The sequence below is a fragment of the Streptomyces sp. NPDC048353 genome, from assembly GCF_055587165.1.
This window is the reverse complement of record NZ_JBVJGU010000003.1, coordinates 439,517-454,909: the sequence shown is the minus strand read 5'-3', so window position 1 is coordinate 454,909 and position 15,393 is coordinate 439,517. Positions and strand designations below refer to the sequence as shown.

Sequence of the window (15,393 nt, the reverse complement as noted above, 5' to 3'; positions counted from 1 at the left end):
CCGGCCCCGTGAGCCCCGTGGGGCAGAGAATACGGAGCGTACGGGCGCAGTCCAGGCCTCTTGTCCGGCATACGGACAGCGCGTGCCGGTCAACACGCCAGGACGCGCCCGTGGTGTAGACCACGAGCGCGTCGCTGACCAGCAATAATGCTGATGTGGGGGGTGGTTCAGGTGGGGTTAGAAGGTCAGACCCCAGGAGTCGATGTAGCCGGTGTCACCCGAGGCCACATCACGGACCTGAAGCTTCCAGGTCCCGTTGGCGACCTCGCTCGACGCGTCGACCGTGTACGTGGTCACCACGTTGTCGGCGCTGTCGGAGGAGGAGGACGCCTTGAGGTTGCGCACGGTGCCGTCGGGGGCGACCAGGTCGACGACCAGGTCCCCGCGCCACGTGTGCTTGATGTCCACGGCGACCTTGAGGGCCGCGGGGGCGTTGCCGGTGCGGCCGGTGACGGCGATCGAGGACGACACGGTGGTGTTGTCGGAGATCGTGACGTCGGTCGCGCTGGTGAAGGTGGTGCCGGACGGCGGCGTCGTGGCGGTGACCGCGTTGACCGTCTTGGTGGCGTCGGCGATGCCGGTTCCGCAGCCGCCGGTGCAGGTGCCGGGCAGCGGGCGGGCGTTGGTCTTGATCGCGGACTCGATCTCGACCGGGGTGAGGGTGCCCTTGGCCGACTTCAGCAGGGCGGCCAGGCCGGCGATGTGCGGCGCGGCCATCGAGGTGCCCTGGTAGGGCTCGTAGTTCTCGGCGCCCTGGGTCGTCCCGCCCGCGTTCAGCGTGGAGTAGATGCCGTTCTGGGGGGTGGTCACGGTGCCCGGGGTGTCGGTGCCGCGGCGGGTCTCGCCGCCGGGGGCCGCCACGTCCACGATGGAGCCGTAGTTCGAGTAGAACGAACGGTTGCCCTCGCGGCTGGTCGACGCCACGGTGATGACGTTCGAGCAGTTCGCCGGGGTGAAGCCGGAGGTGTTGGCGTTGCTGTTGCCCGCGGCGACGACGACGGTGGTACCGCGCGAGACGGCGCCGTTGATCGCGGTCTGGTAGACGCTCGGGCAGGTGGAGCTGGCCCCGCCGAGGCTCAGGTTGATCACCTTCGCCGGGGTGGGGTTGGCCGTGACGCCCGGCACGGTGCCGCCGGAGGCCCAGGTGATCGCGTCGGCGATGTCGGCCGAGGAACCGCCGCACTTGCCGAGCACACGCACGGGCTGGACCTTCGCGTTGTACGCGATGCCCGCGATGCCCTTGGTGTTGTTGGTGACCGCGCCGATGGTGCCGGCCACGTGGGTGCCGTGCCAGGAGGAGTCGCTGGCCTTTGAACCGAGGCCACACTCGTTGTCGGTGGCGTTCCAGTCGCCCTCGTCCTTGGCGTTCGCGTCACGGCCGTTGCCGTCGCGGGCGTCGGCCGAGGAGGAGATGAAGTCGTAGCCGGAGACGATGTTGGTCGCCAGGTCGGTGTGGGCGGCGTAGCCGGTGTCGATGACGGCCACGGTGACGCCCGAGCCGGTCGACTTGTCCCACGCGGACGGGACGTTCATGCCGCCGGTGGCCTCGAAGAGGTCCCACTGCTTGGCGTAGTCCGTGTCGTTCGGCGTGACCGCCATGGCGTAGGCCCGGATGTCGGGCTCGACGGAGGCGACCTGCGGGTCGGCGCGGAAGGCGTCCATGACCTCGGCCACGTCCTGCTTCGAGGCGCTGTCGCCCAGGTCCACCAGCGCGGCGCCGCCGGCCAGGCGGCGCTCGAAGGAGAGGCTCTCGCCGGTCTCGGCTCCCTTGGCGGCCGCGTCGCTCTTCGCGGCGGCGTTGGAACCGGCCTCGGCGGTCCTGGTCTTGTACGTGACGATGACCTTGTCGACGGGAGCGCTGGGAAGCGCGGTCATCGCCTGCGAAGCCGGGGCCGGCTTCGGGGTGGTGGCGGCCGGGGAGGCGGCGGACACCCCGGTGGTGGCGGCTGCGGCACCGAGGATCGCGGCACTCGCGACCACTACGGATATGACTCTCCGCGTGGAACTGTTCAAGGTGTTCCCTTTCAAGCACGACGTAGGTGCGGAGCAGTGGCGGCGGCGCGGGTACACCGGCGCGAAGTGGGGGTCGCGGTCCGTTGCACCCTGGGCTTGGGGGGCCCGTGCGCCGCCACCGGCGCGACGGCCCGGGTCAAGGCCGTCACCGGCGGACACGACCCACCTCACCTCATGCACCTGACAGGGCCTGAGCTCCTGTGGGGGGCGTGGTTCGGGGGATGGGATCTGCCGGTGCGGCAGACAGTAGGGAACCGGCAGATGAACCCGATACGGGGAAAACCCTTGTCACCCCTCGCAGGGGGGGAGGGGGGAGGGCGAGGGGCGGTGCTTGGGAGCCCCGTCCCGGGGGAATCACGGCGGGGTGAAGTCGACGGGGTACGGGCGGGGTTGGTATCGGGGACGGATGCCCGTCTGGTTACGGGGACTGGTCGTCCTCGCGGCCGGGTGGGGAGTCCTGCTCTGCGGTCAGCAGGTCGCCGAGGGGTACGGCGCGACGATGGAGTACCGCGACGCGCCGGTCTGCGCGAGCGGGGGCGGTGGGGGCAGTGGGTCCAGCGAGGCCGGTGGGGAGGCATGCGTGCGGCGCGAGGCGGGCACGGTTCTCGACCGCCGGACGGGGGAGCGCTGCACGTCCAACGGCACGAGCGGCGGCGGTGGGAGCGTCACGGCGGGCGGCATGACCATCGGTGGCGGGGGCGGCATGGCCACCGCGGGCGGCAGCACCGGCGGCACGGTGACGGGCGGGGTGACGGCCGGCGGCGGCACCGGCGGCACGACCTGCACGACGTACTACGACGTCGAGGTCGAGTGGCCCGGCCGCACCGCGTGGCTGGCGGTGGGATCGGAGACGTACGAGGAGGCCAAGGCGGGCGACCGCGCCGAGGTACGGCTCTGGAAGGGCGAGGTCGTGCGGCTGGAGGTGCGCGGTCACTCCCATGCCTACGCGCCCTCCTCGCAGAGCGGGGTGCTGCCCTGGCTGGCGCTCGGCTGCCTGATCCTCGCGGCGGGGGCGTGGGGCGCGGTGAGCGGGCGGCTCTCGGGCCTGTTCGCCTTCCCCAACTTCGGCTGGTTGTTCGTGGCCGCCGGAGTCGGATGGCTCGGGTCCATGGCCCTGTTCGGCGGGAACCCGCTGGTCTGGGCCTTCGCGATCGTGTGGACGGGGTTCGCCGTCTTCTGGATCGTGGACGCCTGGCGGATGCGCTGGTGAGGGACGAGGTGCGGTGAGGTGTGGGGCGGGGGCCCGGACCGTTCGGTTCAGGCGGGTCAGCCCAGTTCGAGGGTGGTCACTCCGAAGATCCGCTCGTGGGCGACCGGCCTGATCGGCCCCGTGTACATCCGGGCCGTCTCGAACGTCGGCTCGAGACCCCGCTCCCGGGCGAGGCGCGCCGCCGCCGGGTTGGCCTCCGGCATGTCGATCGCGATCCGTCCGGCTCCCAAGCCCCGCGCCTCGGCGGCCAGCCCGTCCAGGAGGGCCGCGGCGTCACCGGCCGTGTCCGCGAACAGGGGCCCGATACGGGCCTCCTCCTGGGCCGCTCGCACGACCCCGTACCCCGCCACACGCCCGTCGGCGACCCGTACGAGGGCGCGGTGGCCGGGGGTGGTCAGCCAGGGTTCGAGGAAGCGCGGGCGGGAGGCGGGATGGCAGGAGTCGTCGTACGCGGCGACGGCGGCCGGGTCCACGTTCGCCGCCGGGACCACGTCCGGCGCCGGGGCTGCGGCGGGGACCTCGCCCACGTACCGGGCGGTGCGGTAGGCCGTCGAGAAGCCGGAGCGGCGGTAGTTGTCCTGCTGGGCGGGCACACCGTCGAGGCCCACCGTCCGGTCGCCGGCGTGGGCCAGCGCCGTCCGCCAGGTGACGAGCCCGTGGCCGAGACCGCGCCGATCGGGGCGGACGAGATAGAAGCCGAGGAAGGCGTACCGGTCGTCATAGTTGACGACCGAGATCGCCGAGACGGGCTCCCCGTCGATCCGTCCGAGAAAGAAGCCCTCGGGGTCCTGCGCGAAGAACGCCCGCGCGTCGGAGACCCCGGGGTTCCACCCCTCGTCGGCGGCCCAGGCGCGCACCACGGCCCAGTCGTCGAGCGTGGCGCGGGAGACCTGGAGCGGGCCGGGGGCGGGGGAGGTCATGGGCGTTCCTTCGGCTGCCTGGGTCCGGGGAGGGGCGGGGCGGGTGAGGCGGGTCCGCCTGGTGGGGCGGTAGGGGCGGTGGGGGCGGCTGGAGCGGGCCGAGCCTAGGGCCTTTCGACCCGGACCGCGTCCACGGCGATCGTTTCCGGCCGCCCGCGCGGCCGCTTACGCGGGCGGCTACGCCGGCCGTCGGGCGCGGGCCGCCGACCCTCGACATGCCGGCCACCGACCCGCCGGGCCCGGCTCACCCCACCAGTCGCAGCGCGGTCCCCGATACCCCCACTCGTACGGTCTGCCCCCACGTCAGTTCCAGGGCGTCCGACTCCATGCCGTCGCCGAAGACCACCAGGCGGTCGGACTCGACGGTGAGGCTGAGGGCGTCGCCGGGGCCCAGGACGCCCTCCACCCGTGTGGTGCCCGTCACCGGGGACGGCCAGGCCTCGCGGACGAACCAGGCGAGCCGGGGGTCGGTCGGCGCGGGCGGTGGCAGCGGGCTCGAGCGCTGCAGCAGCAGCGAACGGAGCCAGCCCGTGGCCCCCGTGCCGGTGCCCACCACGACGCCCGATGACGCCTGCGGCTCGGCGCCCGGCGCCCCCTGGGCACCCTCGACGGCCAGGGTGTAGCGGGCGGTCTGGTGTCCTGGCGGGCCGACGTAGATCTCGTTGAGGGCGAGGAGCCGCTGTGCGTCGTCGGTGACGGCCTCCACCATCGTCAGCTCCTCCGCGCGCGCCCGGCCGGCGGCCGGCAGCAGCACCGCCGCGTCCGCCGGCCGGTGGCGGACGAGAACGCCCGGATTGCGCCCGGGATCGGTGTCGATCCCGACGACCGGCTGACCGGTCAGGTACTTCGCCGCGTTGGCCACCAGACCGTCCTGCCCGACCACGACGACCACGTCCTCGGGACCGAACAGGAAACGGTCCAGATCGGCGCGCTCCACCCGCGCCTGCCGCCAGGCCGCCGGGACCGCGCCCGCGACCTCTGCCAGCGCCCGCCGGGCCCGCTCGTGCCGCTCCCGTACCTCCTCCACGCCGCGGCCGCGCCCGGCGAGGAAGAACGCGGCCTGCCCGTGCGTGCCGTGCCGGGCGAGCAACTCCTCGTACTCCGTGGTGCGGTGGACGAGCACGGCCCGGGGCGCGAGGCTCACGACGCGTCCCCGCCGCCCAGCTTCGCGAGCAGCCCGTTCAGCACGTCGGGGGAGACGGTGACGCTCTCGATCCGGGGCAGGTTCTCCGCCGCGCGGGTCGCCGCCAGCGCGTGCAGCGTGGCCGTGTCGGCCTCCCCGTGCACCCGCAGCCAGGCGGCCTGCGCCTGTGCGCGCGCCTCGCCGACCTCGCGCGCCGCCTCGGCCTCGGCCCGGGCGAGCCGCACCTTCCGTACGGCCTCGGCCTCCGCCCGTACGGCGTCGGCGGCGGCGCTCTCCTCCGCCTCGCGGCGCGCGTTGGTGCCGCGCTGGTCGACGAGCCGTTCCTCCTGGCGGGCCAGCTCGATCTTGCTGGCGAGCTCGTTCTCGGCGATGGCCCGCTCGCGCTCGACCGCGACGGCCCGGCGTTCGTAGGTGGCCCGGTCCGCCTCCTGCTGGATCCGCTCGCGGGCCGGGGTGCGCAGCGCCCGCTCGACCTCCGGCTCGGGCCGGACGGCCACCACCCGCACCGCCACGACCTCCAGACCGGTGTCCGGCAGCCGGGGTTCGGCGGAGAGCCCCTCCGCGATCCGGTCCCGTACGGCCGACACGCCGTCGACCAGCGCGGCGGCGAGCGGGGTGCGCGCCAGGACGTCGAGGGCGTGCTGCTGCGCGGTCTCGGTGAGGAGGGTGGCGATCTGCTCCAGCGGCGCGCCCCGCCAGGCCCCGGTGTCGGGGTCGATCGAGAAGTCGAGCCGGGCGGCCGCGGCCTCGGGATCGCTGACGCGGTACGTCACCGTGCACTGCACGCTCACGTCCTGGAAGTCGGCGGTCCTGGCATGGAATGCCATGGACAACTCCCGGTCGTTCACCGGCACTTCGGAGAGCGCGGCGGAGAGCGACCGGAACCAGAAGCTCAGCCCCGCGCCGTCGTGGACGAGGCGTCCGCGACGGTGGTGCCGAATGTGGGCGGTGGGTGCGGAGCGAAGGTGGCGCCATCCGGCGCGCTTGGTGATGTCAGCCACGGGATCCCCCTTGTCGTCATGTTGACGATAGGGGGTGTCGTGTTTCTCGTCAAGATGACGAAAGTGGAGGAGGGGGCGATGTTCGTTCCGCTGCCGAGATCGTCCGGCCCCCCTCGACGTCAGCCGGCGAGCGGCGCGGCGGCGGGCACCGGGCTCCCGTCCGTACGGCGAGGCGGAACGGGCCGCTCCTTGTCGGCGGGCGTCAGACCGGGCGGGGTGGCGAGCACGACCGAGAGCGCCGGGGCTACGGGGGCGAGGGTCGGGGTGGAGTCGGGGGCGCGGCGCGGCCTGGGGCCCGCGGAGTCCTTCCACGGCGGACGGCGGCCCGCGCGCACCGCGACCGGAGCCGCCAGGGGCGTGGCCTGGACCGGCACCGTATCCGGAGCTGCTTGCGGCGTGGCCGGAGCTGGCACTGTATCCGGAGTCACTTGCGGCGAGGCCGGAGCCTGCATCGCCGGGCCTTCGGCGCGGGCCGAGGTAGCCGCTCCCGGTGTCGTGTCCGCGCCCGTCGTCAGCAGCACCACGCCCCGCGCCGCGACCATGGAGGCGGTGGCCGCGATCAGCCACCCCCAGCCCCCGGCGCGAAACGTTTCGCCGAGCAGCGCCACGCCGATGACCGCGGCGGCGGCCGGATTGGCGAGGTTCACGACGGCCAGGGGTGCGGCGAGCCCGCCGCGGTAGGCGGTCTGGGAGAGCAGCAGGCCGCCCACGGCGAAGCCGGAGATGAGGACGGCGACCAGCGCTGTCTGCCACCAGGTCAGGGATCCGCCCGGCAGTTCGAGCGCCAGTGCGGCGGTCAGGGTCTGCGTCAGCGCGGAGGCGACACCCGAGGCGATTCCCGAGGCGGTGGCGTGCCCGAGTCCGCTGCCGCGGGCCGGGGTGACGGCGCCCCCGCTCCCGGGGTGTCCGCCGCGCGTTTTGCCGTGCCGCCGTCCCGACGCCAGCACGGCGATCACCGCGGCCGTCGCCGCGGACACGACCAGTGCCTCGCGCAGGCTCAGCGCCTCGCCGGGCGTGGCGGGGCCGGTGACCGACACGAGTCCGACGAGACCCGCGAGCGTCCAGAACGCGCCGCGCCACTCCGTCCGGGTCACCCGGCGCCGGGCCAGGTGCGCGCCCAGGGGTAGCGCGGCCACCAGCGTCAGCGCGCCGAGCGGCTGGACGAGCGTCAGGGGTCCGTAGTGGAGGGCGGCGACATGGGCGAGCGCCCCGGCGGCGTTGAGTCCGACCGCCCACCACCACTGGCCGCGCGCGAGCAGCGCGCGCAGGGAGCCGCCGCCGTTCCCGCCGGCGGGGGCGGGGGTCGCGGCGAGCTGGGCCTGGGCGACCGCCGCGAGGGCGTATCCGGCCGCGGAGACCAGGGAGAGGAGCACCGCGAGCACGGTGCCGTCGAGTCCGGTCATCTCAGGGCTCCTGCCGGACGGGGCGCGGCGGTACGCGCGGAGGGAAGGTGGGGTGTGGGCGGGACTTTCCGGACACGACCTAGGGGTACGGAGGGCTCCGTGGTGGCGGATCCGGGCGGGGTCGCGGACCGGGAGCCCGGGGCCCGTACGACGGCGAGCGCGAGGGCGAGGAGCACCGCGGCGGCCAGGGCGTCGAACCAGTAGTGGTTGGCCGTGCCGACGATCACCAGGAGGGTCAGCAGGGGGTGCAGCAACCACCACCAGCGCAGCCGGCCGCGGGTGGCGGCGATCAGGCCGATCGCCACCATCAGGGCCCAGCCGAAGTGGAGGGAGGGCATCGCGGCGAACTGGTTCGCCATCGAGTCCGTCCGCGGTGTCGCGCCGTACACCGAGGGGCCGTACACCTGCGCGGTGTCGACGAGTCCGGCGGCGGTCAGCATGCGGGGCGGGGCCAGCGGCATCAGCAGGTGCAGCGCGAGCGCGGCCGCGGTGAGGAGGGCGAGGACGCGCCGGGACCAGAGGTAGTGGCCGGGCCGACGCCAGTAGAGCCAGGCGAGAAAGGCGACCGTGGCCGGGAAGTGCACGGCCGCGTAGTACGTGTTGGCGGCGCGGACCAGCGCGTCGCCGTGGAGGAGCAGGGCCTGCACCGAGCCCTCGCCCGGCAGATGGACGGCCCGCTCGGCGTCCCACACGCGATCGGCGTTGCGGAAGGCCCGCGATTCGTGGCCGTTGGCGAACAGCCGGCCGCACTTGTAGACGAGGAACAGGGCGGTGACCAGCAGCAACTCGCGTACGAGGGGCGGCCGGACGGCTCCGGCCGTGCCCTCCGGGGCAGCCGGCGACCGGTCAAGGGCGGCCGTCGCGCGCCGGTTCTCCCGCCCGTGCCGAGCGCCTGGTTCCGGTGCGGGGGTAGGGGGCGACCCCGGTCCGGCAGGACGTGTCCCACGTATCCCGCGTATCCCGGCAGCCATGGCGCGGCCCCTTTTTTCCGTCAAATCGGCAGCAAACGGAGGAAGCCTAGATCCGATTTCATCGAGACGCAAACGTCTCGATACGTTTGCGTCTCGATTGTGCACCCCCTACTCTCGTATGTGCAGAGCGCTGTCCGGGAGAAGCGGGAGAAACCGATGTCCACGCAGGCCGCGACCGCCGCAGCCCGCCGCAGCAAGATCACCCCCGAGCGGGAGACGGAGCTGTACGAGGCGGTGATCGGCCTCCTCCGCGAGGGCGGCTACGACGCGGTGACCATGGAGGGTGTCGCCGCCCGCACGAAGTGCGGCAAGGCGACGCTCTACCGCCAGTGGGGCACCAAGCCGCGGCTCGTCACGGCCGCGCTCGCCAACCGTCGCTGCGCCTTCTTCACCGACATCGACACCGGCTCACTCGCCGGCGACCTGCGCGCGGCCGCACGGGCGGCCGGGTCCCGCCGCGACCGGGACGCCGAGCTGATGGAAGCGGTCAGCCAGGCGTACACCCGGCACCCGGACCTGCGCGAGGCGCTGCGCGACACCGTCATCGACCCCGAGGTCGCGGCGCTCGACGCGATGCTGCGGCGGGCGGTCGAGCGCGGCGAGATCGACGCCGACAACCCCGCCATCGGCTTCGTCGCGCCCAGCTTCCTCGGCCTGCTCCGCGTCGAGCAGCTCTTCGAGGAGCGCTTCGCGGACGAGGCGGCGCTCCGGGCGTTCGTGGACGCGGTCCTCCTCCCGGCGCTGCGCGTCGACGGCTGATCGGCCGCCTCCGACAGGTGGACCGCCGCCCCGTGCCGCACCCTGGGGCCATGGCCGCCACCACACCGGACATCCGCGTGCGCCGGGTCTACGACCCCGCAGAGCCCGACGACGGCGTACGGGTCCTCGTCGACCGCCTCTGGCCGCGCGGCCTCGCCAAGACCGACGCGCACATCGACGAATGGCCCAAGGCGCTGACCCCCTCCACCGAGCTGCGCCGCTGGTACCACGGCACCGAGGGAGCGTACGAGGAGTTCCGCGGACGGTACGAGCGGGAACTCGCCGAACCCGCGGCCGCCGAGGCCCTCGAACGGCTGCGCGGTCTCGCCGAGCGGGGCACGATCACCCTCCTCACCGCCGCCAAGGACCCGTCCGTGAGCCACACCGCCGTACTGGAGCGCCTGCTGGCCGCGCCGGACGGCTGACATCCACCACTTTCGGGCCATAGCCACGGGATCCGGGCGCCGGTCACCATGACCGGACCGCACCGAGTACCGCACCTGCTCCGCCCGGAGGCGCCGCGTTGGACCCGACACCGCACGAGCTGCTCGACGCGCTGCAACGCGACCCGTACCCCCTCTACGCCCGTGCGCGACGCACCGACGGCCTGACCTACGTCCCCGAACTGGACGCCTGGCTGGTCGCCCGCGACCGCGACGTCCGTGAGGTGCTGCTGCGGCCCGAGGACTTCTCCTCGGCCCAGGCCCTGCGCCCCGACGTCATGCCCTCGCCCGCCGCCTTCCGCGTCCTCGCGGGCGGCTTCGGCAGACGGCCGACCGTCGTCTCCACCGACGGCGCCGCCCACCGCCGCTACCGCGCTCCGCTCAACCGCGGCCTGTCCGCCGCCCGCGTCACCGCCCTCACCGCGTACGCCGCCGAGGTCGCCACCGGGCTCCTCGACTCCTTCGCCGCCGACGGGCACACCGAGCTGATGTCCACGTACGCCCGCGCCCTGCCCGGCGCCGTCATCGGCCGGCTCATCGGCCTGGACCCGCGGGACCTGCCGACGGCGGTGCGCGGCGGCCACCGCGCCGAGCAGCTCCTCTTCCGGCCGATGGAGGAACGCGAACAGATCGCCGCCGCGCGGGACGTGGTCGCCCTCCACCACCTCCTCGACCGCTACGCCCGCGACCGCCGCGCCCGGCCACGCGACGACCTCTGCTCGACGATGGTCGCGGCACTCGCTCCGGACGACGGCCCGGCCTCGGAGGGCCTCGCACCGGACGACGGCCCGGCCTCGGAGGGCCTGGCTCCGGACGACGGCCCGGCCTCGGAGGGCCTGGCTCCGGACGACGGCCCGGCCGCCGGGAGCCGCCCCCGCCCGCTCCCCGGCTCCCGCCCGCTCACCGAGGACCAGCGCGCCGAACTCGTCTCCAACCTGCAGAACCTCCTCATCGCCGGCCACCTCACCACCACCGCCCTGATCGGCACCGCGCTGCTCCACCTCCTGCGCCACCGCGAGCAGTGGGAGCTGCTCTGCGCGCGGCCCGACCTGATACCCGGGGCTGTGGAGGAAGCGGCCCGCTACGACACCGCCGTCCAGGGGTTCCGCCGGACCACCACCCGCCCGGTCGTGCTCTCCGGAACCGAACTTCCCGCGGGGGCGACCGTCTTCGTCGCCTACGGCTCCGCCAACCGCGACGAGACCCGCCATCCGGGCGCCGACACCTTCGACATCACCCGACCCGCGACTCCCACCCGCCACGTCAGCTTCGGCCACGGCGCCCACGGCTGCCCCGGCTCCCGGCTCGCCCGCACCCAACTCCGGCTCACCCTCGAACTCTTCACCCGCCGCCTGCCGGGCCTGCGCCTGGCCGAGGGCCAGGAGGTGGCGATGAGCCCGACCCTGATCCACCGCTCGCCCGAAACGCTCCACCTGACCTGGTGAACCCAACCCCGGCCGGCAGGGCGCTACCGCCGGCGCAGCCGCGGCGCCTCGGCGGCGGCGTCGACCACCGGACCGGCGCCGTCCCCACCGCCCCGATCGGTACGGTCGGCCAGTTCGCGCGCCCATCCGGCGAGGCCGTCCACATCGATGCCGTACGACCGTCCCTGCGCGCCCGGCCGAGGGCTCGTGACCCGGTCGGCGCCCCGGCGCAACAACCGGGCCCCGCCCCGCGCGTTGCCGCGCGCGGTGTGCGTGAGCCCGACCGCCAGCTGAGCGAGCCCCTGCCACAGATCCCGCTCCTCGGCGGGCCCGGTCTTCCAGGCGTCCTCGAAGACCTCGTGGGCGTGGAACGGCATCCCGGCGTCGAGCAGCCGCTGCGCCTCGGCGAGCGTCTCCGGGGGCGTGCGCGACAGCCCCTCCGGCTGCCGGGGCACCCCCTCCGCCCCGTACGGCAGGGGCCGCCCCAGCCCGTCCCGCGGCCGCGCACTGCGCGCCCGCCCTTCCTCGTCGCGGTCCCTCGGCGTCCGGCTCACCCCGCCATTGTCGCCCCCTCGCCCCACCCCGGCGGCCGCCACGCCCCCCACCTGCACCGTCGCTTCCCCACCCACCCGGCGCGACGCCGACCCCGTGCGCTCATCCGGCCCCCGGAGTGGGGTAAAGTCTCTCTCGCAACGCCCCACCGGGAACACCGGGAGGGGACGAGCACCGGGACGTGGCGCAGCTTGGTAGCGCACTTGACTGGGGGTCAAGGGGTCGCAGGTTCAAATCCTGTCGTCCCGACCACGCGGAAACGCAGGTCGGAGGCCGTTCTCTCATCCATGAGAGGGCGGCCTTTCGTGTGTCCGGGGGCCGTGGTGGTCGCCACCCGCTCTTCGTCGGGCGCCCCTTCGACCTCGTCTCCGTCGGCCGGCGTCGTCACGGGGGCGGTGAGTCCATTTCCGGGTAGAGGGGCCCGAAGGAAAGGACGGCCGGAATGGGCGAGTGGCTGATCGGGACGTGTTCATGGACGGACAAGGCGCTGGTGGCCAGCGGATGGTACCCACCCGGGCGGCGTGACCCGGAGGGGAGGCTGCGGCACTACGCCGAACGCTTCCCCGTCGTGGAGGTCGACGCCGGCTACTACGCGCTCCCCAGCGTGCGCAACAGTCTGCTCTGGAGCGAACGCACGCCCCCGAGCTTCCGGTTCGATGTCAAGGCGTTCTCCCTCCTCACCGGCCACCCGACCCGCACGAGCGCCCTGCCCGCCGACCTGCGAGGCCACGCCCTCGACGATCCGGAGCTGCTCGACGAGGTCTGGCATCGTTTCGGCGCCGCCCTGCGGCCCCTCCAAGAGTCCGGCCGGCTGGGCGCCGTACTGTTCCAGTTCCCGCCGTGGTTCGGTCCGGGCGCGCAGGCGGAGACCGTGCTCCATACCACCAGGAAACGGATGTACCAGTGGCCGATGGCCGTGGAGTTCCGCCATCCCGACTGGTGGCGCGAGGACCGGCGGGAGCGCACGGCCGCCCTGTTGAGGGACCTGGACGCCACCGCGGTGGCCGTCGACACGGTCCAAGGGCTGCCCGCCTCGATGCCCGCCGTCACACCCGTCACGTCCTCAACGCTCGCCATGGTCCGCTTCCACGGCCGTAGCGCCGCCTGGGGGACCGGAAGCAAGGAGGACCGCTTCCGCCATACCTACACGCGCGAGGAACTGGCCGCCTGGCTGCCGCGCCTGCGCCGTATGGCGGACCGGGCCGAGCAGCTGCACGTCCTGTTCAACAACTGCTGCGGTGACGCTGCGGTACGCGCCGCCGAGACGCTGAGCGATCTGCTGGAAGACTCCTGAAGCGGCCGTCCGGTGACCCCCGAACGGTGAGTGGGCGCTCACGCCCCAGCGGCCCGAAACGCGGGGGCCCTCAGGACGCGCTGCTCCACCCGGCGGTCCGGGAGTACGAGTCGAGCAGGTCCACCACGAAAACCAGGGTCGAGTGCGCCGGGATGAGCGGCGAGGGCGACTCCTTGCCGTAGCCGAGACGCGGAGGAACGACGATCTCGCGCCGACCGCCGACCCTCATCCCCCGCACGCCCCGGTCCATGCCCTTGATGACCCTGCCGCCGCCGAGGGCGAACTTGAACGGCTCGCCGCGGTCCCAGGAAGCGTCGAACTGCGTCCCGGACTCGAAGGCCACCCCCACGTAGTGCACCCGGACCACCATGCCCGGCGTCACCTCGGCCCCGTCCCCGACGACCAGGTCGCGGATGGTCAGCTCGGTGGGAGCGGCACCCTTCGGAACGTCGACCTCGGGCTTCGTCAGCTCACCCATCACAGCCTCATCACTCTCCGCCGGTGCCCCGCACGGACAAGCCGGACACGCGGACTCTCCCCGGCAGCCTATGCCGGTCTCGTGGCGGGAGCCGACCGGCCGCAGACGGCCGGTCGGCTGAACGCCACCCGCTGCCTCAGTGCGCCTGCAGCGGTTCCGCGGCGCGTTCTGCGGTGACGTCGGCGCCGGCCTCCGCCGTACCCGCCTCCTGAAGCTCGCGCTTGAGGATCTTGCCCGTGGCGTTGGTGGGCAGGGCATCGAAGAACTCCACCAGACGGGGGTACTTGTAGCCCGCCATCTCCTCCCTGCACCAGGCGATCAACTCCACCTCGGAGAGCGCCGCTCCCGGGGTGCGTACCACGCAGGCCTTGATCTCCTCACCATGGCGGGCGTCCGGCAGGCCGATCACGGCCGCCATGCTCACGGCGGGGTGTGTGAGCAGTACCTCCTCGACCTCGCGCGGGTACACGTTGAAGCCACCACGGATGATCATGTCCTTGGCGCGGTCGACGATGTAGAACCAGCCGTCGGCGTCGCGGCGGGCCAGGTCACCGGTGCGGAACCAGCCGTCGCGCATCACCTCGGCGGTCGCGTCGGGCCGGTTGAAGTAGCCCTTCATCACGTTGTGCCCGCGGACGACTATCTCCCCGATCGCGTCGGCGCCCTGGACCGGGGTCCCGTCCTCGCCGACAAGGTCCACCTCCACGCCCCAGACGGGGCGTCCGATGGAGCCGGGGCGCACCGGCTCTCCCCGTGGCGAGAAGGTGGCGGCGGGGTTGGTCTCCGAGAGGCCGTACCCCTCCAGGATCGTGACGCCGAACCGCTCGGCGAAGCGGCGGTGGATCTCCACCGGGAGTGCAGAGCCGCCCGAGCCCGCCATGCGCAGGTTCTTCGCGATCTGCGGCAGGTCCACGTCGTCGGCGTCCGATGCGAGCAGAGCCCAGAACATGGTGGGGACGCCCGCGAAGAAGGTGACCGCGTGGCGTTGCATGAGGGCGAGGGCAGCACGGGCATCGAAGCGTGGCAGCAGGACCAGCGTGGCTCCTGACGCGAGGCCGGCATTCATCTGCACGACCTGGCCGAAGGAGTGGAACAGCGGCAGCGCGATCAGGTGCACGTCGTGCTCCACCTCGCCGAACAGCTTGTGGCAGGTCAGCACATTGAGCATCACGTTGGAGTGGCTGAGCTCGGCGCCCTTGGGCCGGCCGGTGGTGCCGGACGTGTACAGGATGACCGCGGTGTCACCGGGCTCCGTGGTCACCGTCTCGAAGTCCCCGCGCTGACCGGCCAGCGCCGCGGTGAGGCTCTCGGCGCCCTCGATCGGGGAGTCGCCGGAGAGTGCGGCCGTCATGACGAAGAAGTGCTCGCAGTCCGGCGCCTCGCCGAAGCCGGACCAGCCCTCCTGCCCGAGCGGGAGTTCGGCGCTTCCCTCGAAGCAGAAGTAGGCCTTGGCCTGGGAGTCGGCCAAGTGGTAAGCGATCTCACGGCCCTTGAGCAGCACATTGAGCGGTACCACCACCGCGCCGGCCTTGAGGATGCCGTAGTAGACGATCGGGAACCACGGCAGGTTCGGGCAGGACAGGGCGACCTTGTCACCCGGCTCTATACCGCGCGAGCGGAGGAGGTCGGCCACGCGGTTGGCGGCCGTGTCCAGCTCCGCGTAGGTGAGCCGCTGGTCGCCCAGGACGATGGCGGTGCGGTCGGGTACGGCGCGGACGCTGTTCTCCAGTACGACGGCGAGGTTGAGATGGGGTCTCCGTAGGGTGTGTCGGTGCGAGCGG

Annotated in this window: 13 protein-coding genes, 1 tRNA gene and 2 pseudogenes; 6 read left to right on the top strand and 10 right to left on the bottom strand. The window is 73.4% G+C overall.

Annotated features, from left to right (window positions below; translation table 11 throughout):
- Window positions 1–177 precede the first annotated feature (177 nt).
- On the bottom strand, window positions 178–1,875 hold the full coding sequence (locus tag ACZ6RC_RS12325; RefSeq protein ID WP_469582823.1) for a S8 family serine peptidase: 1,698 nt from the start codon (window positions 1,873–1,875) through the stop codon (window positions 178–180).
- Between the two features lie 544 nt (window positions 1,876–2,419).
- Between ACZ6RC_RS12325 and ACZ6RC_RS12320 the strand changes: the two genes are divergently transcribed.
- Window positions 2,420–3,223: a hypothetical protein gene (locus ACZ6RC_RS12320; protein WP_469581595.1), complete on the top strand. Its 804-nt coding sequence runs from the start codon at window positions 2,420–2,422 to the stop codon at window positions 3,221–3,223.
- 56 nt (window positions 3,224–3,279) lie between these two features.
- Here ACZ6RC_RS12320 and ACZ6RC_RS12315 read toward each other — a convergent pair.
- The 6 genes and pseudogenes from ACZ6RC_RS12315 to ACZ6RC_RS12290 all read right to left on the bottom strand — a co-directional run.
- Window positions 3,280–3,621: pseudogene (locus ACZ6RC_RS12315) on the bottom strand (GNAT family N-acetyltransferase); the annotation flags it as partial.
- A gap of 261 nt (window positions 3,622–3,882) precedes the next feature.
- Window positions 3,883–4,143: pseudogene (locus ACZ6RC_RS12310) on the bottom strand (GNAT family N-acetyltransferase); the annotation flags it as partial.
- A 244-nt stretch (window positions 4,144–4,387) separates the two neighbouring features.
- Window positions 4,388–5,287 (bottom strand): hypothetical protein, encoded by a 900-nt coding sequence (locus tag ACZ6RC_RS12305; protein WP_469581592.1) that lies wholly within the window; start codon window positions 5,285–5,287, stop codon window positions 4,388–4,390.
- On the bottom strand, window positions 5,284–6,288 hold the full coding sequence (locus ACZ6RC_RS12300) for an SPFH domain-containing protein (RefSeq protein ID WP_469581590.1): 1,005 nt from the start codon (window positions 6,286–6,288) through the stop codon (window positions 5,284–5,286). The genes ACZ6RC_RS12305 and ACZ6RC_RS12300 overlap by 4 nt, the downstream gene beginning before the upstream one ends.
- A 119-nt stretch (window positions 6,289–6,407) precedes the next feature.
- On the bottom strand, window positions 6,408–7,691 hold the full coding sequence (locus tag ACZ6RC_RS12295; protein WP_469581588.1) for a DMT family transporter: 1,284 nt from the start codon (window positions 7,689–7,691) through the stop codon (window positions 6,408–6,410).
- Window positions 7,688–8,662, bottom strand: a complete 975-nt coding sequence (locus ACZ6RC_RS12290; protein ID WP_469581585.1) for a phosphatase PAP2 family protein — start codon at window positions 8,660–8,662, stop codon at window positions 7,688–7,690. Before ACZ6RC_RS12290 ends, ACZ6RC_RS12295 begins: the two co-directional genes overlap by 4 nt.
- A gap of 156 nt (window positions 8,663–8,818) precedes the next feature.
- Here ACZ6RC_RS12290 and ACZ6RC_RS12285 point away from each other — a divergent pair, with 156 nt between their 5' ends.
- The 3 genes from ACZ6RC_RS12285 (at window position 8,819) to ACZ6RC_RS12275 (ending at window position 11,309) form a co-directional block, all read left to right on the top strand.
- Window positions 8,819–9,421, top strand: a complete 603-nt coding sequence (locus ACZ6RC_RS12285) for a TetR/AcrR family transcriptional regulator (protein WP_391135048.1) — start codon at window positions 8,819–8,821, stop codon at window positions 9,419–9,421.
- A 50-nt stretch (window positions 9,422–9,471) separates the two neighbouring features.
- On the top strand, window positions 9,472–9,846 hold the full coding sequence (locus tag ACZ6RC_RS12280; RefSeq protein WP_469581581.1) for a DUF488 domain-containing protein: 375 nt from the start codon (window positions 9,472–9,474) through the stop codon (window positions 9,844–9,846).
- Between the two features lie 98 nt (window positions 9,847–9,944).
- Window positions 9,945–11,309 (top strand): cytochrome P450, encoded by a 1,365-nt coding sequence (locus ACZ6RC_RS12275; RefSeq protein ID WP_469581578.1) that lies wholly within the window; start codon window positions 9,945–9,947, stop codon window positions 11,307–11,309.
- A 23-nt stretch (window positions 11,310–11,332) separates the two neighbouring features.
- On the opposite strand, the gene ACZ6RC_RS12270 is transcribed toward ACZ6RC_RS12275, so the two are convergent.
- On the bottom strand, window positions 11,333–11,842 hold the full coding sequence (locus ACZ6RC_RS12270; RefSeq protein ID WP_469581575.1) for a DUF309 domain-containing protein: 510 nt from the start codon (window positions 11,840–11,842) through the stop codon (window positions 11,333–11,335).
- A 173-nt stretch (window positions 11,843–12,015) separates the two neighbouring features.
- Between ACZ6RC_RS12270 and ACZ6RC_RS12265 the strand changes: the two genes are divergently transcribed.
- A tRNA-Pro gene (locus tag ACZ6RC_RS12265) sits at window positions 12,016–12,092 on the top strand.
- 190 nt (window positions 12,093–12,282) lie between these two features.
- Window positions 12,283–13,134 (top strand): DUF72 domain-containing protein, encoded by an 852-nt coding sequence (locus tag ACZ6RC_RS12260; protein WP_453611327.1) that lies wholly within the window; start codon window positions 12,283–12,285, stop codon window positions 13,132–13,134.
- A gap of 70 nt (window positions 13,135–13,204) precedes the next feature.
- On the opposite strand, the gene ACZ6RC_RS12255 is transcribed toward ACZ6RC_RS12260, so the two are convergent.
- Together ACZ6RC_RS12255 and ACZ6RC_RS12250 are read right to left on the bottom strand one after the other, a co-directional pair.
- Window positions 13,205–13,612, bottom strand: coding sequence for an FKBP-type peptidyl-prolyl cis-trans isomerase (locus ACZ6RC_RS12255; RefSeq protein ID WP_453611325.1), 408 nt, complete (start codon window positions 13,610–13,612; stop codon window positions 13,205–13,207).
- Window positions 13,613–13,748: 136 nt separating this feature from the next.
- Window positions 13,749–15,341: a long-chain-fatty-acid--CoA ligase gene (locus ACZ6RC_RS12250; protein ID WP_469582820.1), complete on the bottom strand. Its 1,593-nt coding sequence runs from the start codon at window positions 15,339–15,341 to the stop codon at window positions 13,749–13,751.
- Window positions 15,342–15,393 lie beyond the last annotated feature (52 nt).